The following is a 20,648-nucleotide window of genomic DNA, read 5'->3' on the forward strand; positions in this document are numbered from 1 at the left end:
TGGTAGAGAATCAAGAACCAAGAGTCAAGAATCAAGACGAAAGATACACGTGGTGACTTTTCTTCTCAACTCTAAAAATTTCTCTTTTTCTGGCTCTTGACTCTTGGTTCTTTTCTTGGCTCTTGACTTCTTGATTCTTGACTCTCTTCTTAGCTTCCTATACCCGGCACATGTGCTACCGTATCTTCGGCTTTCACGCTTTTCTTTATCATTAACTGGTTGGTCAATAAATCGTATTTATCAAATATCGACATTACGCTTACCCGCATGTTTTTTATGGATACCGGCGAGCCCATTTCCACATCATAAATATTGGTTTCGGCCATTTTGCGGCCGTTAACCAAAATGGTAAGGCCTGAGCCGATGGCTTCCATCATGGTGCCTTCGGTGATCAACAAACCGGCATCTTCGCCCAAGCCGATACCCAGCATGCCCGGGTTACTGGCTACCGCATATAACAGCCTGCCTATGCGGCCGCGCTGTACAAAGTGAGTATCAATAATAACAGAATCAATAAAACCAAGTCCGGCGGTTATCTGCACCTCGCCTTTAATCAGCGCCTTGTTGCTTTGGCCGCGATAAATCATATTGGTTGATGCCGCTGCTGCCCCTGCTGATGTGCCTGCTATAACAAAATGCTCTTTTTCGTAACGGCTCTTCATTATCTGCAAAAATTCCGTGCCGCCAAAAATCGAACTTAATCTCAGCTGGTCGCCGCCGCTAAACATCACCACATCGCATTTGCGGATGCGTTCCAGGTATTCGGGGTTTGATGCGTCCTCGCGCTTGCGGATATCCATTACCCCAATCGGGTTTGCCAGCAAATAATTAAAGGCCTCGGTATATTCCTCGCCCACAAGGTCGGGGATTTGCGATGCAGTAGTAATAACCTCAACAATTGAACCTGATTGCTTTGCCGATTCGGTAATTATCCGCCTCAATATTCCCTGTTCAAAAAATTTAAGGTGATCTGGTTTTATCAATTGCTCCTGTGCGCCCAAATTTGTGTTCATGTCAACGGCGCCGCCAATAATTATTAATTTACCTTTCGGGACAGTCATTTTTAGTTAATTAAGTTAGATTAGGCTGAATGATTGCTTCAGTTGACAATGTCCATTAAGTTTAACTATATTAACTCAATTCAACGTAATCAACTTACTCACGTAATCAACCTTCGCCTATCGCACTACAAATTAAAATAAAAACCGCCATAAACACAGGTTGTTGTAAATAATAATGCCTTTTTTGTGGCAAAAGTTTTATTAAACGCTTAAGTTATTTAGTTTTAAAAGAAAATTACCCCCAAACATTGATAGCATCATCTTTATGAAGATAGAAAATATACAAGTATTGCGCGGCCCGAACATCTGGAGTGTTAGTCGTAAAAAATTAATACAAATGCGGCTGAACCTCGAGGACATGGAAGATCGCCCAACTAATACCATTGAGGGTTTTTACGATCGGCTGGAGAAACTGATGCCAAGCCTTTACACGCACCGTTGTTCGCCGGGTGTTGAGGGGGGCTTTTTTCAGCGGGTTATTGCAGGCACCTGGATGGGGCATGTAATTGAGCATATTGCGTTGGAGATACAATCACTCGCAGGGATGGAAACGGGATTTGGCCGCACCCGCGAAACAAAAACCAGGGGTGTTTATAATGTTGTGTTTACCTACCTGGAAGAAAAGGTGGGCATTTTTGCTGCCGAAAGCGCTGTGGCCATTGCCGATGCTGTTATTAATGGCGAAGATTATGACCTTGACCGCGACATACAGAAAATGCGCGAAATACGCGAAAATACCCGCCTGGGCCCAAGCACAGGATCGATAGTTGAAGAGGCCATAGCGAGGGATATCCCCTGGATTAGGCTGAACAACCAATCGCTGGTGCAATTGGGCTACGGAAAAAACCAGGTGCGTTTCCGCGCCACCATGACGGAGAAAACCAGCAGCATTGCCGTTGATATTGCCAGTAATAAAGACGAAACCAAGCGTTTGCTTTTGGAGCAGGCCATACCCGTTGCCAAAGGGATTACTATATCATCGCTTGAAGGTGTGGACGAAGCTATCCGCAAAGTTGGCTTTCCGCTGGTATTTAAACCATTGGATGGCAATCATGGCCGCGGCATATCCATCAATATCCGCACCAGCGAAGATGCTGTTGCCGCTTATGAGTTTGCAGCCAAAATATCGCGCCGGGTAATTGTTGAACGATTTATAACCGGGTACGATTTTAGGGTATTGGTAATTGATAACAAAATGGTGGCTGCCGCCCTGCGCGATCCCGCCCATGTTAAAGGTGATGGCGTATCGACAATACAACAGCTTATCGACAAAGAAAATACTGATCCACGCCGCGGTTACGGGCACGAAAATGTGCTTACTTTAATCTCGATAGACCGGGACACACTGGATTTGCTGGAAAAGAAAGGCTATACTTTAGAAACTGTACCTAAAAAAGGCGAAAAGGTTTTTGTAAAGTCGACCGCTAATTTGAGCACCGGCGGCACTTCTGTTGATGTTACCGACCATGTGCACCCGCAAAACATATTTATCTGCGAACGTATCTCCAAAATCATCGGGCTGGATATTTGCGGCATCGATATTATGGCCGAAAACCTTACCGAACCGCTTACCGAAAATGGGGGCGTGGTTTTAGAGGTGAATGCCGCGCCTGGCTTCCGGATGCACATCGCGCCAAGCGAAGGCTTGCCACGCAATGTTGCGGGACATGTGATAGATATGCTGTACCCCCCGGGAAAGTCGGCACGTATCCCGATCATCTCGATAACAGGCACCAACGGAAAAACCACTACGACACGACTGATAGCCCATATTGTTAAAAACAATGGTCATAGGGTGGGTTTCACCACATCCGATGGGGTGTATGTGCAAAACACGATGATGCTGAAAGGTGATACCACCGGCCCGGTAAGCGCCGAATTTATTTTAAAAGATCCGACCGTTGATTTTGCGGTACTGGAAACAGCACGCGGCGGCATTTTGCGCGCGGGACTCGGCTTTGGCTTTTGCGATATAGGCGTGGTTACCAATATACAGGAAGACCACCTTGGTTTAGCCGATATCCACACCCTTGACGACCTTACACGCGTAAAAGGTGTAGTAGTTGATGCCATTAAAAAAGATGGTTGGGCGGTGCTGAATGCTGATAACGAATACTGTGTGCGGATGGGCAAAAATGCGCATTGCAAAGTGGCTTACTTTAGCATGCACGAGAATAATCCCATTATTAAATCGCATTGCAAAAAGGGCGGTATAGCCTGCATTTACGAAAATGGCTTTATCACCATACAGAAAGGCGATTGGAAAATACGCGTACAGCGCACGACCCTGATCCCGGTAACGTTTGGCGGCACCGTGCCATTTATGATTGAGAACGTGCTGGCTGCTACACTGGCCACCTACCTTTACGATTTTAAAACCGACGACATCAAAATATCGCTGGAAACGTTTATCCCATCCGCAGCGCAAACACCGGGCAGAATGAACATCTTTAATTTTAAAGATTTCCGCTTTATGATTGACTTTGCCCATAACCCGGCCGGCTTTAGGGGCATCAAAGCGTTTTTAGACCATGTCGATTCGCCTCTGAAAATTGGCATCATTGCCGGCACCGGCGACAGGCGCGACGAAGACATCCGCGAGTTGGGCAAGTTATCAGCCGAGATGTTCGATTATATCATCATCCGGCAGGAAAAACACCTGCGCGGCCGTACGGCAGAAAATATTGTGGGCCTGCTTATTGAAGGGATTGACTCCGTTGATAAAAACAAAACCTACGAAATTGTGCCGAATGAAATTGACGCGATTAAACATTCCATGAGTTTGGCAAGGCCTGGGACTTTTATAGTGGCTTTAAGCGATGTGATTGATAACGCAATTGAAACCGTGCAGAATTACCAGGAACAGGAGAGGAACGGAACGTTTAATATGTAATTTTTGATTTCAGAATTCGGATGTTGGATTTGTTAAATGGAAGACAGATTTACGAAGTTTTTAAGACTTTGTAAATATTTTAATGCCTTCCCCGCTCTTGTTTTAAAGCAAACCCCGACCGGCACACCTACGTCATAAACAATTTTTTTACAAAAAGTGCTGACACTAATTTGTCAGCACTTTTTGCATTTTTTAGCGTCGCAGATAGAGTAAAAAGTGCCCTATTGATTCGGAAAAAGGCTTTTTGCTGTCCTGTGCCCACTATTCACTGTTCCACCCTGTTCCTTATGTTCCACTGTGAACAGGAACGCAAAACTATACTATAGCACTGGAATAGAGTTACAGTGGGGTTTGGGTTAATGCCTCGCCCTCTTCTTCAACACACCGCCGGCAGCTTCTTTTATGGTGCTGGTAAACACAAATGCTTTGGCATCAATTTCGTAAACCACGTTGCGCAGGCGCCTAACTTCGAGGCGTGTTACTACGGTGAAGATAATATCAACCGGGGCGCTAACGTCAAAGCTGTCTTTTAAAAAGCCGCGCTCGCCTTTGTAGATGGTTATGCCACGGCCAAGGGTCATTACCAGTTCGCGTTTTATTTGCTCGCTCTGACCCGAAATGATAGTCACGCCGGTATATTCCTCCAGCCCCTCAATAACAAAACTGATGGTTTTTGAAGCGGTATAGTAAGTTAATATAGAATATAGTGATGTTGGCAGTCCCAGTTTTATAGCCGCTATCAGGAAGATAACGATATTGATGCCCAATATTATTTCGCTGATGGTAAATGCAATCCGCTTTCCGGTGTACAGCGCCAGTACTTCGATGCCATCCAGCGCGCAGCCACCACGTATGGCCAGGCCGACGCCGATCCCCATAAATACTCCGCCGAAAATTGACGTAAGCAGCTTATCGGAAGTTACCAGCGGATAATTTATAAACGACAAACAAAGCCCAAGGCCGATGATCGCGATAACTGTTTTTATTGCATAGGTTTTGTTTATCTGGAATGCCCCCATAATAATAAATGGGATATTGGCTATTACTATAACATAGGCGATGTTCCAGTGGTAAAGCTCGTGCAACAACAGCGATATACCCGTTACCCCGCCATCAAAAAAACTGTTAGGGACTAAAAAGCTTTTTAGTGCAAAGCCGCAAAATAAAATACCGATAACAACATAAAGTGTGTCCTGCAACCATGATGGCAATTGTAAATTCTTCATCTGTTATTTTACCTGTGCTTTAATGCGCCCTAAGTTAGCATCCTTTTTAGCTTGCCGCAAATTATTGGCGGTTTTGGTAAAATATTGATGCTTTTCCATAAAAGCTACCTGTTTGCGGTTCCACGCATCCATATCACCCGCAGTTCCGAAAAAGGAATTTTCCAAAAATAACTGGTTGGCAATAAAAGAAAAATCATCGCGGCCAAGGTAATCCAAATCAGCATCGGCCAGAATTTCTTCCAGATGATTTTTTGGCGACTGTGGCAAACGGGTTGCCATTATCATTCCGCAAATCTTATCTATTTCGTTGGTGTCGTAACCAAAATTCGGCAATGTTTCCCGGGCAATACGGCATGATTCTACCTCGTGGCCGTTTGCCTTAACCAAAAAACCGCTGTCGTGATAATAGGCGGCGGTTAATAGTAGGGTCATTTCGTCGCCGGCAATTCCATTGGCTTGGGCAAGGCGTTTGACGGCTTCATATACGTCAAGCGTATGTGATGAATTGTGATAGTTCAGATACTCCGGTAGCTCGTCATTCAATTTATTAATAATATAGTTACCGGCATCATCCAATTGCATACAATAAGGGTTTTTGCGGCTAATATATTAAATGTTTTATTTGCCCTGCACCCCTATATTTGTTTATTAGCCGATTATTTAGTTACTTGATGGAAAATGTACATCGATGGTATATTTACTCACTACCGACAGATTTAATTTAATGAAGATATTTTACCTGGTTTTATTTTTTACACTATCCATTGTATCGGCAAATGCACAAAAAATTGATACGCCCAGCGTAAATGTCGACAGCGTAGTACGCGTTACGCTGGACGATACTACGAAAAAAAAGGTTGCACCCAATAAGGATAGTCTTTTCAGACTTTTGCCTTCGGCAAAACCAATTGCCAAACGGCTAAAGCTTGTATATCAAATTATAAATAATGGTATTGATTTTTCGGTACAGGGGTTAAGCTATCATTATAAAATACTCAATTGGGCAAAAAAAAATAACGACCGGGTAACCGAGGCCGTTATTACCGCAGAGCTTGGCTACAATATTTCGGAAAACGGCGACAAGGACGCAGGCGTTAAAATGTGCTTTGCGGCGCTTAAACTTGCAGAGCAAACCGGCTATAAACAGGCCCTTGGCGTTGCGTATGGTAACCTGAGCATTTGCTATGGAGATAATAACCTAACGCTGAGCAAAGCATATATAGAAAAGGCGCTTCGTTTTTCGCGGGCTGCCAATGATACCATGAGCACTGCTTATGCTTTGGGGAATTTAACACGCTACTATCTGCAACTCCATCAGCCGGGGCCTGCTAAAAGTTCCGCTTTAACGTTTATCAGGTGGTGTGTTGATAATTACAAAAGCGAGGTGCCGCGTGCGCTGATAACCTTAAGTTGGTTTATGCCCGATGAAACTAAACTTAGATATTACCGGGCGGCGGCTATGATTGCCGCAAAAAGGCGCGACACTGCAAATACTACAGAAGCTTTGATTAATATTGGGCGCTACTATTTAAAGAACAATAAGCGCGACTCGGCATTATTTTATGCGCGAATGGTTTATCAGATGTCGAAAGGTTCATCTTTAGGTTCCTTGCTTGCACCAACGCTTTTACTTTCAAAATGCTTTCCTGCCCGCGCCGATAGTACACTTAAATACACCATTGAATATTATACGATACGCGACAGCCTGAAAAACTTTAACAAAGCCCAGCGTGCCCAGGCGCTGGCGTTTGCCGACGAACAAAACCGGCGTGAAGTTGAAGCGAAACAGGAAAAATACGTTGCCGACCTTGAGCTTTATGGCCTTGGGATTGTAGCCGCCTTTTTGATTTTGCTGGCGATTATTTTATGGCGCGGCAGCAGGCGAAGAAAAATAGCCAATGAACTGCTACAGGAGCAAAAAGACCAGTTAGAAGAAACATTAAATGAACTTGAAGCTACGCAAAACCAGCTCATCCAGTCCGAAAAAATGGCATCACTGGGCGAGCTCACCGCTGGAATTGCGCACGAGATACAGAACCCGCTGAATTTTGTAAACAACTTTAGTGAGGTGAGCATGGAACTGGTTGGTGAAATGGAGCTGGAGTTAAGTAAAGGCGACAAAGATGAAGCGATTGCAATTGCTACCGACATTAAACAAAACCTGGAAAAAATACGCCACCACGGCCTGCGCGCCGACGGAATTGTAAAAGGCATGCTGCAGCACAGCAAAGCCGGCAGCGGTACCAAAGAGCCCACCAATATAAATAACCTGGCATCTGAATTTATGCGGTTGGCTTATCACGGGTTGCGGGCTAAAGACAAATCGTTTAACGCCGAAATGGTAATGCACCTTGACTCCGACCTTCCGTTGGTAAATGTTGTACCGCAGGATATTGGCAGGGTATTGCTTAACCTGTTTAATAACGCGTTTTATGCCGTTCAGCAAAAGCAAAAAACAGCCGGTGATGATTATAAACCTACCGTTGAAGTATCGACCAGCCTGTTTACGCCGCCGTCCGGCAGCCAGGGTATTTATTTGCGGGTTAAAGACAACGGCACAGGCATAGCTGATGACATCAAAGAAAAAATAATGCAACCTTTTTTCACCACCAAACCAACTGGCGAAGGCACAGGTTTGGGACTTAGTTTAAGTTATGATATAATGGTTAAAGGTCATGGCGGTAAAATTGATGTTGATAGCGAAGTGGGCGAATACACCGAGTTTGCGGTTTGGCTGCCCTTAAATAAAGTTACAAACGCATAATGGTAACCGGTTAAACTTTTAATATTTAACTTTAGTTCGTAATATCTACATAACAACATGAATGTTTTCTATTTCCTGGCAGCTTTTTTACTGGTACGGCGCTTAGTAAAGCGTTATAAATTCACGTCATTGTTCCCCAAATGGCAGGGAATGTTTAAAACAGCCACCTGGATTTTACCCGTGGTTTATGTTGCAAACGCCATTTGGCTCGATAACTATGAAGCTTTTTCCGACATTTTGGGCGCCGGGATGCTGTTCGGGATGCTATGGTATATAGACAACGAACCGGATTTTGTTACACAAAAACCATACTTGCAAGCAAATTATCCGTTGGTAGCGGTTGGCGTTATCAACGGGCTTACCCTATTTATTGCCGAAAGCTTTCACGACAAACATGAGAATTATTTTCAATTTGCTACGCTTGCGGCTTTTGTTTGGATTTTTGGCAAATGGGCTACCTCGAACAAGCAGGACGAAGCCCTCCGCATAGCGGCAGAACGCAAGGCAGAACTGGAAGCATTGGTAAATGCCCGCACTGCCGAGCTTGTTAAACAAAAAGAAAACCTGCAGGATATTGTTGAAGAACTGAAAGCCACGCAGGATCAACTGATTCAATCAGAAAAAATGGCCTCGCTGGGCGAGCTTACGGCAGGGATTGCTCACGAGATACAAAATCCGTTGAATTTTGTAAATAATTTCAGCGAAGTGAGTATGGAGTTGATTGATGAAATGGCCGAAGAGCTGGAAAAAGGCGACAAAGATGAAGCTATGGCTATAGCTGCCGATATTAAACAAAACCTTGAAAAAATACGTCACCATGGTCAGCGTGCAGACGGCATTGTAAAAGGCATGCTGCAGCACAGCCGCGCCAGCAGCACCACCAAAGAACCAACCGACATCAACAAGCTGGCCGACGAATACCTGCGCCTATCGTACCATGGATTGCGGGCGAAAGACAAATCATTCAACGCGCATTTGGAAACCCACCTGGCGCCTGACTTACCGATGGCCAACCTGGTACCGCAGGATGTGGGCCGCGTTTTGCTGAACCTGTTTAATAACGCCTTTTATGCTGTGCAGCAAAAGCACAAAGCCTTAGGTGGCGATTTTAAACCCACCGTTGAAGTAAGCACCTCAGCCCCACCACCGGCAAAAGGAGCAGCGCCAATGCTGGTGATAACCGTTAAAGATAATGGTACCGGCATCCCCGATGACATCAAGGAAAAAATAATGCAGCCGTTTTTTACCACCAAACCCACCGGCGAAGGCACAGGCCTTGGCCTGAGTTTAAGTTACGACATTGTGGTTAAGGCGCATGGCGGCAAGCTTGATATTGAAAGTAAGGAAGGGGAGTACACCATATTCACCATCAGGCTGCCTTTGAAATAATATTGATTTAATAAACGGCTGAACCAGGATTATTCAGCTATTGTGTTGGCCCATCTGGATAGATATTGGTCTTGGGTTATCGTTAAGCTACCATACAATAGTAAAAGGGCATGGGGAAGCATTATCGTGGAGGCAAGTGAGGGTGAATTTTCTGAATTTACAGTTACACTACCGCTAAAACAAGGCTGATGAAAAAAATATACCTCGCGTTATTACTGTTGTTGATTTTGCCGGTAAAGGCCTTGGCCCAGCAAGTGCCGGACAAGGTTTTTAAGCTGGATAAATTATCCCAACAGGATATTTTGCCACAGGGTTGGAAAATTAGCCCCGGCGACAACCCGCAATGGGCACAGCCCGGGTTTGATGATCATAAGTGGGCAAATTGCGATTCGTTATTGGAGCAAATAATACTGGATAGTAAAAGTGACCACTTCTGGCTCAGGCTGCATTTATTGGTTGACAGTAGTTTAAAGACAACGGATTTTGCATTTATAATTTACCAGAACGTCGCTTCTGTAATTTACGTTGACGGTAAGCCCGTTAAAAGCTATGGTTCCATTGTTGAGCCGGTAAAAATGTATGACCCACTTGGTTATCCTATACCGGTAAAACTGTCCGCAGGCAGCCATGTTGTTGCTGTTCAGTTAGTCGCCAGCAAATTCCTTTTAAAATACAGGGATATTGGCAGCCTTTATCTCACTTTTAGCCTTGAGATTAATGCCAAAACAAACGCCGAAAATAATCATGCGATAGTTTCCGCTATAGACAGGCAATTTAGTGATCATAACTTGCTGCTTATTGGCATGTTCTTCATTCTTACCATTACGCATCTTGCCTCATATCTGTATTATCGTAAGCAAAAGGCACACCTCTATTATGCCATTATAACCTTCATATTGCTTTTTGCCACCCTTACCAATTTTACAGTCACTGGTCAGCATTCGCCCGTGGTGATATTTTGGCTTAGTTTGATCGCCTTTTTGGGCTTTATTGGTTTCGTTTTCCTGCCCTTAACCATTTATGAGTTATTTGATTACCGGGGCCGACTGGTTATTAAAATAATTTTATCTTTTTCCGTTATTTGCGTTTCTTTTATTTGGATAAACACTACTTACGCCTATTACCTGCTTTTTTATGTTACGCCGCTGGTTAATGCACTGGAGTGCCTGCGCATTGGTATTTGGGCGTTAAAAGCTAAAAAAAGCGGAGCGGTGTTTATAATTGCAGGGAGCTTCTTGTTTCTATCGTTGCTTGTTTTGTCAAATTTAATTCCAGGTGATTGGGGCGAACTGCTGTTTATGTTTTCACAGATAAGTCTGCCAGTTGGCATGACAGTTTTCCTGGCAATAAGAACTGCGATCACCTATCGCTCGCTTGAACTAAAGTTTGTTGAAGTTCAGGAACTTTTGCACCAAAATACAAAGTACCAGGCGGAAAAGCAGGAGCTTCTGGCCGGGCAAAATGAAAAGCTGGAACTGTTGGTAACCAAACGCACTGCCGAACTGAGCCAGTCGTTGAGTGAGCTCAAAGCCGCGCAAAATCAGTTGGTACAATCTGCAAAGATGGCCTCGCTGGGCGAACTTACCGCAGGTATTGCCCACGAGATCCAAAACCCGCTGAACTTTGTAAACAACTTTAGCGAAGTAAATACCGAGCTGATAGATGAAATGCAGGAGGAGATTGATAAAGGCGATTTTGAAGAAGTAAAGGCAATAGCAAACGATATAAAGGAAAATCAACAGAAAATAAACCAGCATGGCAAACGGGCCGATTTTATAGTAAAGGGGATGCTACAGCATAGCCGCACCAGCACCGGCGAAAAACAGCTAACCAATATAAATACGCTTGCAGATGAATTTTTAAAACTGTCGTATCATGGTTTGCGGGCGAAAGACAAGACCTTTAATACCGAATTAGTTACAAATTTTGACGATGAACTTCCAGTTGTAAACGTTGTACAGCAGGATATTGGGCGGGTATTACTTAATTTGTTTAATAACGCCTTTTACGCGGTTAGCCAAAAACAAAAAAAAGCAGGGAATGACTATAAGCCGGAAGTATCAGTCACCACTTCCGCAGAAAACGGGCAGGTAATTATCAAAGTGAAAGACAACGGCATTGGCATTCCGGATGGCATTAAAGAGAAGATTATGCAGCCTTTTTTTACCACGAAGCCTACGGGTGAGGGCACAGGATTAGGTTTGAGTTTAACTTATGATATGGTGGTGAAGGGGCATGGGGGTAAAATAGAAGTAAATACAAAAGAAGGTGCGTTTACTGAGTTTGTCATTTCGCTTCCATTAGGTTAGAACTAAATTGTACGAGGGTGAGATTTCTCCCCTTCATATTAAGATTTTATCGCCTCAAAGAGTATATTGTTGTATGATCGAATAGCCTTTTAAATAGTAACCCAATGAAAAGATATTTACGCCGTTTTCGGACGCTGCTAAGCTTAATATTGCCGTGCTTGCCGCTTGCAGTGTCAGCGCAAATTATCAATACCGACAGTTTGAAGCATGCAGGTAAATACGCACAAAATAGTGAAATGAGGATCAGGGCGCTCACTAAATTAGCTGATTATTATGATGGGATTAATGCAGACACATGTATATATTACGCTAAACTAACAATAGCTGAAGCAATAAAAGCCCATGACATAAGATCGGAAGCCTACGCAACGGGTGACATGGCGGAAGTTTTTATGAACCAGGGAAACTACGTACTGGCTGCCAATCTGGATTTTAAGATATTAAAAATTTTTGAGCAGCTTAACGATAGTTCGAAGATTGCCAATACCTACCTGGGTATGGGGCACTTGTATAGTTTGAACGACACCCGTACATCTTACAGGTATTTTACCAGCTGCCGTATTATTTCAGAAAAAATCAAGGACTATTTTAATTGGTATTGGGCAAGTGCTAACCTCAGTAAGTATTTTCGAAAAAATAACCAGCTGGATTCGGCATTGTTCTATGCAACGCAGGCCGTTGATATACAACAGCAGCGGCATCTTGCTGTGAGCAGGCCGTTTGGATTACTGTATCTGGCCACCGTGTACACTAAAATGAATAGGCCTGAGCTTACTGTCAAAGTGATACGGGAAGCTTTACAACTGGCTATTGCTACGAAAGATCCTTACCTAAACCAGGTTCAGATTTTTTATGCGGAACAACTAGTTGATGCCCACCGGCCCGACTCGGCGCTCATTTATGCTGCCAAAGTGCAAAACCATCTTACTGCAAATCCGGACTTGAGTACAGCCAATCACTTATATAAGGTTTTGGCGGATATTTATCGGGAAAAAAAGCAGTATAAGCAGGCGTTTGAATATCAAAGCATGGGTATTAAAACTAATGATAGTTTGTACAATATCAGCCAGGTTCAGCAAATATCGAACCTTATGTTCAACGAGAAGCAGCGGCAAACAGATATTAAAAATGCAACTATCGCGTACCAGGACCGGATAAGGTTTTATGCCGCTATTGGCGTTTTGATAGTTGCTGTTATTATTGCTTTTATTTTATTGATAAGTTATAAAAAGCAGCAAAAAGCTAATAAACTATTAAAGGAGCAAAAGAAAGTGATTGAGCAACAGCGTGATCAAACAAATAATGCACTGTCCGAACTTAAAACGACCCAAACCCAACTGATTCAATCAGAAAAAATGGCTTCGCTGGGCGAGCTTACCGCAGGCATAGCACACGAAATTCAAAATCCGCTGAACTTTGTAAACAACTTTAGCGAAGTAAATACCGAGCTGATAGATGAAATGCAGGAGGAGATTGATAAAGGCGATTATAATGAGGTAAAGGCCATCGCCAACGATATAAAGGAAAATCAACAGAAAATAAACCAGCATGGCAAACGCGCCGATGCCATTGTGAAAGGCATGCTCGAACACTCCCGTAACAATAGCGGGCAAAAGGAACCTACCGACCTGAATGTAATAGCTGAGGAGTTTATGCGGCTATCCTACCATGGCTTAAGGGCAAAAGATAAATCCTTCAATGCTGAATTGATCACTCATTTTGATCCAGGTCTGCCCAAAATAGAAGTGGTGCAGCAAGACATTGGGAGGGTGATGCTCAACCTGTTCAACAATGCTTTTTATACAGTAAACCAAAAGGCAAAAACTGCAGGCTCAAATTATAAACCCACTGTTGAAATAAAGACTTTTGCTCCCCCTTCAGGGGGCTGGGGCGCTAAAGTGCGCGATAATGGCATTGGCATACCAGACGCGATCAAAGTAAAGATCATGCAGCCGTTTTTTACCACTAAACCCACAGGCGAAGGAACCGGCTTAGGTCTGTCATTAAGCTATGATATTGTTGTAAAAGGGCATGGCGGTAAACTTGAAGTGGAGAGCGAGGAAGGAAAGTACACTGAGTTCAAAATATCAATACCCATATAAATTTTAATACCTATATTTAACAGCCATGAAAATATTAGTAGTTGACGACGAAGCCGATGTGCAACCCCTTTTTATACAGCGCTTTCGTAAAGAAATAAAAAATAACGAAATTGAATTTACCTTTGCCCAATCGGGCGAAGAAGCGCTTAATGTTTTACATGAAGCACATTCAGAAATAGTATTGATATTATCGGACATCAACATGCCGGGTATGAGCGGGCTTGAATTGCTTACCCATATACGTCATGATTTTCATAACCCGCCGCCTCCGCCGGTAGTAATGATGATTACTGCTTACGGCGATGAGGAAAACCACAGGCAGGCTATGGAAAATGGCGCCGATGATTTTTTGACAAAGCCGCTCGACTTCAGTTTATTAAAAGAAAAACTTAAAACCTTTGGTGAATAATGGCTAAAATATTAGTGGTTGATGATGAGGCCGATTTGGAGTTATTAGTAAAACAAAAATTTCGCCGTAAAATACGCGAAAACGTTTATGAGTTTGTATTTGCCCAAAATGGTGAAGAAGCCCTTGAGCGCGTAAGAGAGCACCCGGATCTGGATGTTATTTTAAGCGATATAAACATGCCCGTTATGGATGGGCTAACGCTGCTTAGCCGCCTGCCCGAAGCCAATCCAATGGTAAAAGCGGTAGTGGTATCGGCTTATGGCGATATGCAGAATATACGCACCGCCATGAACCGCGGTGCTTTCGACTTTGTGTGCAAGCCTGTTGATTTTGAAGACCTTGATCTTACTATGGAAAAAACCATAGTACACGTGCGCCAACTGCAGGAGACCATGAAGGCCATCAAAGAGAACAACATATTGAAGATGTATGTTGACGAGAACGTGTTGAACTTTATGAACCACAAGGAGTTTGAAGGCACCTTGATGAAAAACGAGCTGATTGACGCTACGGTAATGTTTATCGATGTTTGTGGTTTTACCGCCATTACCGAACAGGTGCCTGCCAACACCGTAGTTACCCTGCTTAATGGCTTGTTTGATAATATTGTAAAAGAAATTCTTGCCCAGGGAGGTCATGTCGATAAATTTATGGGCGATGCCGTTATGTCGGTTTTTCGTGGCGATTACCATTTAGATAAAGCAATAGATGTGGCACTGGTGGTGCGCGAACAGCTGAAAAACATGCCTGAAATAAAGCTTGGCGATATATCCTATAAACCGGAAGTTTCGATCGGCATCAATTCCGGCGAAATGGTGTCGGGTAATATCGGTTCCGCCTCGTTAAAACGGCTTGATTACACTGTAATTGGCGATACTGTAAACCTGTCGCAGCGCCTGCAGTCAGCCGCCAAAGCCGGGCAGATAATTATTAGTGAAGAGGTTTACCACAAAGCCAAAGAATCGTTCAAATGCGAGAAGATTGGGGAGGTTGTGCTTAAAAATAAGGCTAAACCGGTTACCATTTACGAGGTTATTGAATAACCTGCTTCGGAAAAATTCCGTATTGCGTTTTTGATGGACTTTACTTTAGTTCGAGGTTTAGCTTCCTGGCATAGATATCTATCTCCGCATCGCCCATCCCATATATTTTTTCGGTTTTCCAAAACTCCAGGTAAATTTCAGGTTTGGTTCTTATCCCGGATTGGTAGATGTCAAGCAATGTTTGTTCTATATAATTTAATCCGTTTTCGTTTATCTCGAGCAGATTAAGCTGTGCCTGTAAAGCAGGCTTTAAAAAATGATGGCTGCCCCAAAACTCGGTGCCGTCAACAAATTTACGCAGCACTTCCGCATTCTTGCTTACATAAGCTTTCCACGCGGCTGCTGCTATGGTAAAGTCCTCCTGACTAAGTTGTTCCTGTATGTTATCAAACAGGTATTCCAATTCTTCACCATTTAGTTCGCCCATGCCCCTGAAATCTGCTTTGCCGGGAAAATCACCGGGGCAAATCAAATATACGGCAGGTAAAGACAGGTCGGTTTTTTGTTCCATGTATGCCAGCACACCCAATAGATTGGCCTGGCAGTGCAAGTCAAACTCAAACCATAGATTTACTTCATCATATTGCCCGTTAAGTTTGCTTAACTCGTCGAGCATTTTATGTTGATAGTCTTCGGGTTGTTCGTTAAAGGTTTTGAGGATCCATTCTTCGCGATTGTGCCAGAAACTGGCTGCTGAAATATTTTCTTCAACCGGACCCTCTGAAAGTACCTCGCGCCAAACCATAATATCGCCTTCAATACCTGTTTGTTCGAAACCATATCGGGTAGAATCGCCGTTGAGAATGTGGAGAATGCTCATGTTTTTAATATTTAAGGAGGCAATAACAAAACTATGATTTTGAAATGAAAAACATTCTGAAACGGTTTAAAGTTATATTAGCCTGATGAAAGCCATAGTAATAACCCAACCCGGAGGCGCTGATGTTTTGCAGCTTGCAGAACGCCCGGTGCCCGAATATGCGCCAACAGACGTCCTGGTAAAAGTGCACGCAGCAGGAGTTAATCGGCCGGATGTTTACCAGCGCAAAGGAAACTACCCGCCGCCACAAGGGGCACCGGCTGATATTCCTGGTTTGGAAATAGCCGGTGTGGTTGAGAAGGTTGGGGCCGAAGTTAGCCGCTGGAAAGTTGGCGACAAAGTTTGTGCGCTGGTAATAGGCGGCGGCTATGCAGAATATTGCAGCGTGCCCGAAGGACAATGCCTGCCGGTGCCCGGTAATTTAACCTTTGAAGAAGCAGCATCGCTACCCGAGACATTTTTTACCGTTTGGAGCAATGTTTTTGACAGAGGGCAATTAAAAGGCGATGAAACGCTGCTGGTACACGGCGGTTCAAGCGGCATTGGGGTTACTGTTATCCAAATGGCAAAAGCTTTGGGACATACCGTTTATACAACTGCCGGCAGCGACGAAAAGTGCCGGTTTTGTGAGAAACTGGGCGCTGCAAAAGCCATAAACTATAAAACAGAGACCTTTCCGGATGTTATTAAGCAGCTTACCAACGGCAAAGGGGTTGATGTTGTTTTGGACATGATTGGCGGTGACTATACCCCGGGTAACCTTGCTTCATTGGCTGATGAAGGCCGCCTGGTGTTGATTAACGCCATGAACGGCAAGGATGTGCAGGTTGATCTATCAGTTGTGATGCGAAAGCGATTAACTATAACAGGTTCTATGCTGCGCTCGAGGGAGGTAGCTTTTAAAGCAGAGATTGCTAATAACCTCGAAAAAAATATCTGGCCTTTAGTTTTATCGGGAGATATAAAGCCCATTGTTTATAAAACTTTCCCTGCCGAAAAGGCTGCTGATGCGCACCGGCTGATGGAAAGCAGCGGGCATACCGGGAAGATAGTGCTGAGTTGGTATTAGTGCTGGTTTGCAGCATTAAAGACAAAAAAAATCTCCATATTTAACAAAAAAAAGTTGCGAACTAATAGCCGGAAACTGCCTGCTAAATATTCAGTCAAAAAATCTTACTTCTCCTATTTTAATATTTGTTTATAAATCATAACTTTGCGCTCCGAAACAGGCGGTATTTTTATGATATCTTTTGTTTTGTAATAAATACTTTAAATTACCAGGTAATATATGCCAAACATTGGAAAAATATCACGGATCATCGGTCCGGTAGTTGACGTAAGCTTCGCTGATGACGCTCATCTTCCTAAAATTTATGATGCATTAGAGATCACAAAGGAAAATGGTCAGAAGGTTATTTTAGAGGTTCAACAGCATTTAGGTGAAGATCGCGTTCGCGCAATCGCCATGGATTCAACTGACGGTCTGCTTCGCGGAATGAAGGTTTTAGATTTGGAATCGGCGATAAAAATGCCGGTTGGCGAAGATATCAAAGGACGAGTATTTAATGTGGTTGGCGATGCTATCGATGGTATCCCTAACCTGGATAATACCAATGGCCGCCCTATTCACGCTGCCCCTCCAAGATTCGAAGATCTTTCTACCGAAACCGAAGTGTTATTTACCGGTATTAAAGTTATCGACTTGTTAGAGCCTTATGTAAAAGGTGGTAAAATTGGTTTGTTCGGTGGTGCGGGTGTAGGTAAAACCGTACTGATCCAGGAATTGATCAACAACATTGCAAAAGCATACTCTGGTTTATCAGTATTCGCCGGTGTAGGCGAGCGTACCCGTGAAGGTAACGACTTACTGCGCGAAATGCTTGAATCAGGCATTATAAAATATGGCGATGCATTTATGCACTCCATGGAAGAAGGTGGATGGGACTTATCTAAAGTAGACCCTGAAGCATTAAAAGACTCAAAAGCAACTTTCGTTTTCGGACAAATGAACGAGCCTCCTGGTGCACGTGCACGTGTGGCGCTTTCTGGTTTAACTATTGCCGAATATTTCCGTGATGGTGATGCTGAAGGTAAAGGCCGTGATATCTTATTCTTTATCGATAACATCTTCCGCTTTACACAGGCAGGATCTGAAGTATCGGCGTTGCTTGGTCGTATGCCATCGGCGGTAGGTTACCAGCCAACACTGGCAACAGAGATGGGTAACATGCAGGAGCGTATTACATCAACCAAACGTGGTTCAATTACATCTGTACAGGCCGTTTACGTACCTGCGGATGACTTGACTGACCCGGCGCCGGCTACAACCTTTGCCCACTTAGATGCTACAACAGTACTTTCGCGTAAAATTGCCGAGCTAGGTATTTACCCTGCGGTGGATCCTTTGGATTCAACCTCGCGTATCCTTAGCGCTGCTATTTTAGGTGATGAGCACTACAATACTGCACAACGCGTTAAAGAAACTTTGCAGCGCTATAAAGAGCTTCAGGACATCATCGCCATCCTGGGTATGGATGAGTTGAGTGAAGAAGATAAATTGGTTGTATCGCGTGCACGTCGTGTTCAGCGTTTCTTATCACAGCCGTTCCACGTTGCTGAGCAGTTTACAGGCTTAAAAGGTGTATTGGTTGATATTAAAGAAACCATAAAAGGCTTTAATATGATTATGGATGGTGAAGTGGATGAATATCCTGAAGCAGCGTTCAACCTTGTAGGAAGCATTGAAGAAGCAATAGAAAAAGGCAAGAAGATTATAGAAGAAGCGAATAATTAAGAATTAGAATCAAGAGCCAAGAGTCAAGAACCAGGAAGAAAACTCCAAGTCTTGATTCTTGACTCTTGGCTCTTGACTCTATAAAAATATGACATTAGAAATCCTTACTCCCGATAAAACTGTTTACGAAGGTGAAGCTACCTCGGTAACTCTTCCTGGTACTTTGGGATTTTTTGAAATACTGAATCACCACGCGCCAATTATCTCTACTTTAGAGGATGGCAAAGTAACTATACGTGGCGGCAGTGCCGGCAAAGAGGAAACTTTGTTTATAAAAGGCGGTGTTGTTGAGGCTTCTAACAATAAAGTTGTTATCCTGGCCGAAGGGATTCAGCAAAAATAATTGCCCTTTCCCTAATTTAAAATATAAAATCCCTGGTCGTTTGGCCGGGGATTTTTTTTTGATGTGTAGATGACGCGTCGATTTGAAGATTTGAAAATGTGCTAATTTGAAGATTAAGACTTTGGCCATATATGAATTCAGGAGCCTCATTTTCAAATCGACGCATCATCAAATCATTCATCCATGTATCGTCTCCGCCTTTCCGTAATTCTTTACCACTTGTGCCTCAAATTCGAGGTATTGTTTCCATCGTGCATCTACATCAATATCCACGGCATATTTTTTTGCCAGGCGGATGAACATCGCGTAGTGCGTAGCTTCGCTTATCATCAGCTCATGATAAAAAGCTGATAGCTGCTCATCATTGATGTTTTCCGATAATACTTTAAACCGTTCGCAACTGCGGGCTTCAATCATTGCGGAAAACAGAAGCCGGTCTATCAGTTGCGCTTCGCGACCACCACCAATTACAATGAACTTACGCAACTCGTTTACATAATTATCCTTGCGTTCGCGGCCCAATACAAAGCCACGTTGGAGTATTATGTCGTGTACGCGTTTAAAATGATCCATTTCCTCCATCACCAGCATGGTCATGTCCTGCACAAGGTCTGATAGATTGGGGTTCTGCACAATAAGCGTTATGGCGTTACTGGCAGCCTTTTGTTCGCAGAAGGCATGGTCGGTCAGCAACTCTTCTATATTGCTTTCCACTACGTTTTTAACCCATAGCGGGTCGGTCGGCAATTGCAGCTTAAGGATTGTTTTCTCGCTCACAGGGTAAAGATAAGCGTTTGAGTTGAATGGTTGATTGGGTTAGATCAGGTTGATTAAGTTAAAACGGAAACACTGGCTTATTACTTACCGTCCATAAAGGTTCTTGCTCTCAATAAAATCCAACACAACATCAGGCACAAAATATTGCACGTTTTTTTTGTCTTTAAGCGATTGCCGGATAAAGGTCGCCGATAGCTCCATCAACGGCGTCATGGTGATAGTCACCGATGGATGGGTAGCTAAATCAGTATTTTCATAGCCTGGACGCGGGTAAACAAATATCTGGTAGTCACGCAGTATCAGCTTGTAGTTTTTCCATTTGGGTAACGACACCAAGTTATCCGAACCCATAATCAACGCAAACTCATGCTGCGGGTACTTTTCTTTTAAATGGGCGAGCGTATCGATCGTGTACGATGGTTGGGGCAACTTTAACTCCACGTCGCTAACCTGTATATTTTTAGAGTTATCGGTAGCCAGTTTACACATTTCCAGCCGGTCGTAGGTGTTAATAAGGTCGCCGTATTTTTTTAGTGGATTTTGGGGCGACACCACCAGCCACACTTTGTCGAGGGTGGTGTAATTTGCCATGTAATTGGCGATTATCAGGTGACCAACATGTACAGGATTGAATGAACCGAATAGTAAACCTATCTTCATTTTAGCTCATTGTTAAGGTTAGTTATCTAATAAATTTGTCTGGATACCACGCTGAACC

General features: G+C 43.6%; 16 protein-coding genes. 10 read left to right on the forward strand and 6 right to left on the reverse strand.

Annotation, left to right across the window (positions count from 1 at the left end; all coding sequences use genetic code 11):
* Nucleotides 1-149: 149 nt before the first annotated feature.
* Entirely contained in the window at nt 150-1,061 is a 912-nt protein-coding gene (locus NAF19_RS16015) for a cyanophycinase (protein WP_252791081.1), read from the reverse strand.
* Between the two features lie 265 nt (nt 1,062-1,326).
* On the opposite strand from NAF19_RS16015, the gene cphA reads away from it, so the two are divergent.
* On the forward strand, nt 1,327-3,954 hold the full coding sequence (gene cphA / locus NAF19_RS16020; protein ID WP_252791082.1) for a cyanophycin synthetase: 2,628 nt from the start codon (nt 1,327-1,329) through the stop codon (nt 3,952-3,954).
* 356 nt (nt 3,955-4,310) lie between these two features.
* On the opposite strand, the gene NAF19_RS16025 is transcribed toward cphA, so the two are convergent.
* Both NAF19_RS16025 and NAF19_RS16030 read right to left on the reverse strand, forming a co-directional pair.
* Complete coding sequence (locus NAF19_RS16025) at nt 4,311-5,180, reverse strand: YitT family protein (RefSeq protein ID WP_252791083.1); 870 nt, start codon at nt 5,178-5,180, stop codon at nt 4,311-4,313.
* Between the two features lie 3 nt (nt 5,181-5,183).
* Complete coding sequence (locus NAF19_RS16030; protein WP_252791084.1) at nt 5,184-5,762, reverse strand: HD domain-containing protein; 579 nt, start codon at nt 5,760-5,762, stop codon at nt 5,184-5,186.
* Between the two features lie 142 nt (nt 5,763-5,904).
* Between NAF19_RS16030 and NAF19_RS16035 the strand changes: the two genes are divergently transcribed.
* The 6 genes from NAF19_RS16035 (at nt 5,905) to NAF19_RS16060 (ending at nt 15,196) form a co-directional block, all read left to right on the forward strand.
* Nucleotides 5,905-7,944, forward strand: coding sequence for a sensor histidine kinase (locus NAF19_RS16035; protein ID WP_252791085.1), 2,040 nt, complete (start codon nt 5,905-5,907; stop codon nt 7,942-7,944).
* Between the two features lie 57 nt (nt 7,945-8,001).
* Nucleotides 8,002-9,333, forward strand: a complete 1,332-nt coding sequence (locus NAF19_RS16040; protein ID WP_252791086.1) for a sensor histidine kinase — start codon at nt 8,002-8,004, stop codon at nt 9,331-9,333.
* A 188-nt stretch (nt 9,334-9,521) separates the two neighbouring features.
* A complete protein-coding gene (locus NAF19_RS16045; protein ID WP_252791087.1) occupies nt 9,522-11,642 on the forward strand; it encodes a sensor histidine kinase in 2,121 nt (706 codons plus the stop codon).
* A 104-nt stretch (nt 11,643-11,746) separates the two neighbouring features.
* A complete protein-coding gene (locus NAF19_RS16050) occupies nt 11,747-13,744 on the forward strand; it encodes an ATP-binding protein (RefSeq protein ID WP_252791088.1) in 1,998 nt (665 codons plus the stop codon).
* Nucleotides 13,745-13,769: 25 nt separating this feature from the next.
* Nucleotides 13,770-14,153 (forward strand): response regulator, encoded by a 384-nt coding sequence (locus NAF19_RS16055; protein ID WP_252791089.1) that lies wholly within the window; start codon nt 13,770-13,772, stop codon nt 14,151-14,153.
* On the forward strand, nt 14,153-15,196 hold the full coding sequence (locus NAF19_RS16060; protein WP_252791090.1) for an adenylate/guanylate cyclase domain-containing protein: 1,044 nt from the start codon (nt 14,153-14,155) through the stop codon (nt 15,194-15,196). The genes NAF19_RS16055 and NAF19_RS16060 overlap by 1 nt, the downstream gene beginning before the upstream one ends.
* A 40-nt stretch (nt 15,197-15,236) precedes the next feature.
* On the opposite strand, the gene NAF19_RS16065 is transcribed toward NAF19_RS16060, so the two are convergent.
* Nucleotides 15,237-16,016, reverse strand: a complete 780-nt coding sequence (locus NAF19_RS16065; RefSeq protein ID WP_252791091.1) for a DUF1835 domain-containing protein — start codon at nt 16,014-16,016, stop codon at nt 15,237-15,239.
* Nucleotides 16,017-16,101: 85 nt separating this feature from the next.
* On the opposite strand from NAF19_RS16065, the gene NAF19_RS16070 reads away from it, so the two are divergent.
* The 3 genes from NAF19_RS16070 to atpC all read left to right on the forward strand — a co-directional run bounded on the left by NAF19_RS16070 (nt 16,102) and on the right by atpC (nt 19,153).
* A complete protein-coding gene (locus NAF19_RS16070) occupies nt 16,102-17,085 on the forward strand; it encodes an NAD(P)H-quinone oxidoreductase (protein WP_252791092.1) in 984 nt (327 codons plus the stop codon).
* Between the two features lie 219 nt (nt 17,086-17,304).
* A complete protein-coding gene (gene atpD / locus NAF19_RS16075; protein WP_252791093.1) occupies nt 17,305-18,810 on the forward strand; it encodes a F0F1 ATP synthase subunit beta in 1,506 nt (501 codons plus the stop codon).
* 88 nt (nt 18,811-18,898) lie between these two features.
* Nucleotides 18,899-19,153: an ATP synthase F1 subunit epsilon gene (atpC, locus tag NAF19_RS16080; RefSeq protein WP_252791094.1), complete on the forward strand. Its 255-nt coding sequence runs from the start codon at nt 18,899-18,901 to the stop codon at nt 19,151-19,153.
* A 177-nt stretch (nt 19,154-19,330) separates the two neighbouring features.
* Here the strand turns inward: atpC and NAF19_RS16085 are convergent, their stop codons facing one another.
* Both NAF19_RS16085 and nadD read right to left on the reverse strand, forming a co-directional pair.
* Nucleotides 19,331-19,930, reverse strand: a complete 600-nt coding sequence (locus NAF19_RS16085; protein WP_252791095.1) for a MiaE family protein — start codon at nt 19,928-19,930, stop codon at nt 19,331-19,333.
* An 84-nt stretch (nt 19,931-20,014) separates the two neighbouring features.
* Nucleotides 20,015-20,590, reverse strand: coding sequence for a nicotinate (nicotinamide) nucleotide adenylyltransferase (gene nadD, locus NAF19_RS16090; protein WP_252791096.1), 576 nt, complete (start codon nt 20,588-20,590; stop codon nt 20,015-20,017).
* Between the last annotated feature and the right edge of the window lie 58 nt (nt 20,591-20,648).

Origin of the sequence: Mucilaginibacter flavidus, assembly GCF_024055575.1 — a bacterium.
GTDB lineage: Bacteria > Bacteroidota > Bacteroidia > Sphingobacteriales > Sphingobacteriaceae > Mucilaginibacter > Mucilaginibacter flavidus.

What these genes read in the sequence shown, in the direction of transcription:
- NAF19_RS16015 (WP_252791081.1), bottom strand. Translation starts at nt 1,061, where the DNA reads ATGACTGTCCCGAAAGGTAAATTAATAATTATTGGCGGCGCCGTTGAC.
- cphA (WP_252791082.1), top strand. Translation starts at nt 1,327, where the DNA reads ATGAAGATAGAAAATATACAAGTATTGCGCGGCCCGAACATCTGGAGT.
- NAF19_RS16025 (WP_252791083.1), bottom strand. Translation starts at nt 5,180, where the DNA reads ATGAAGAATTTACAATTGCCATCATGGTTGCAGGACACACTTTATGTT.
- NAF19_RS16030 (WP_252791084.1), bottom strand. Translation starts at nt 5,762, where the DNA reads ATGCAATTGGATGATGCCGGTAACTATATTATTAATAAATTGAATGAC.
- NAF19_RS16035 (WP_252791085.1), top strand. Translation starts at nt 5,905, where the DNA reads ATGAAGATATTTTACCTGGTTTTATTTTTTACACTATCCATTGTATCG.
- NAF19_RS16040 (WP_252791086.1), top strand. Translation starts at nt 8,002, where the DNA reads ATGAATGTTTTCTATTTCCTGGCAGCTTTTTTACTGGTACGGCGCTTA.
- NAF19_RS16045 (WP_252791087.1), top strand. Translation starts at nt 9,522, where the DNA reads ATGAAAAAAATATACCTCGCGTTATTACTGTTGTTGATTTTGCCGGTA.
- NAF19_RS16050 (WP_252791088.1), top strand. Translation starts at nt 11,747, where the DNA reads ATGAAAAGATATTTACGCCGTTTTCGGACGCTGCTAAGCTTAATATTG.
- NAF19_RS16055 (WP_252791089.1), top strand. Translation starts at nt 13,770, where the DNA reads ATGAAAATATTAGTAGTTGACGACGAAGCCGATGTGCAACCCCTTTTT.
- NAF19_RS16060 (WP_252791090.1), top strand. Translation starts at nt 14,153, where the DNA reads ATGGCTAAAATATTAGTGGTTGATGATGAGGCCGATTTGGAGTTATTA.
- NAF19_RS16065 (WP_252791091.1), bottom strand. Translation starts at nt 16,016, where the DNA reads ATGAGCATTCTCCACATTCTCAACGGCGATTCTACCCGATATGGTTTC.
- NAF19_RS16070 (WP_252791092.1), top strand. Translation starts at nt 16,102, where the DNA reads ATGAAAGCCATAGTAATAACCCAACCCGGAGGCGCTGATGTTTTGCAG.
- atpD (WP_252791093.1), top strand. Translation starts at nt 17,305, where the DNA reads ATGCCAAACATTGGAAAAATATCACGGATCATCGGTCCGGTAGTTGAC.
- atpC (WP_252791094.1), top strand. Translation starts at nt 18,899, where the DNA reads ATGACATTAGAAATCCTTACTCCCGATAAAACTGTTTACGAAGGTGAA.
- nadD (WP_252791096.1), bottom strand. Translation starts at nt 20,590, where the DNA reads ATGAAGATAGGTTTACTATTCGGTTCATTCAATCCTGTACATGTTGGT.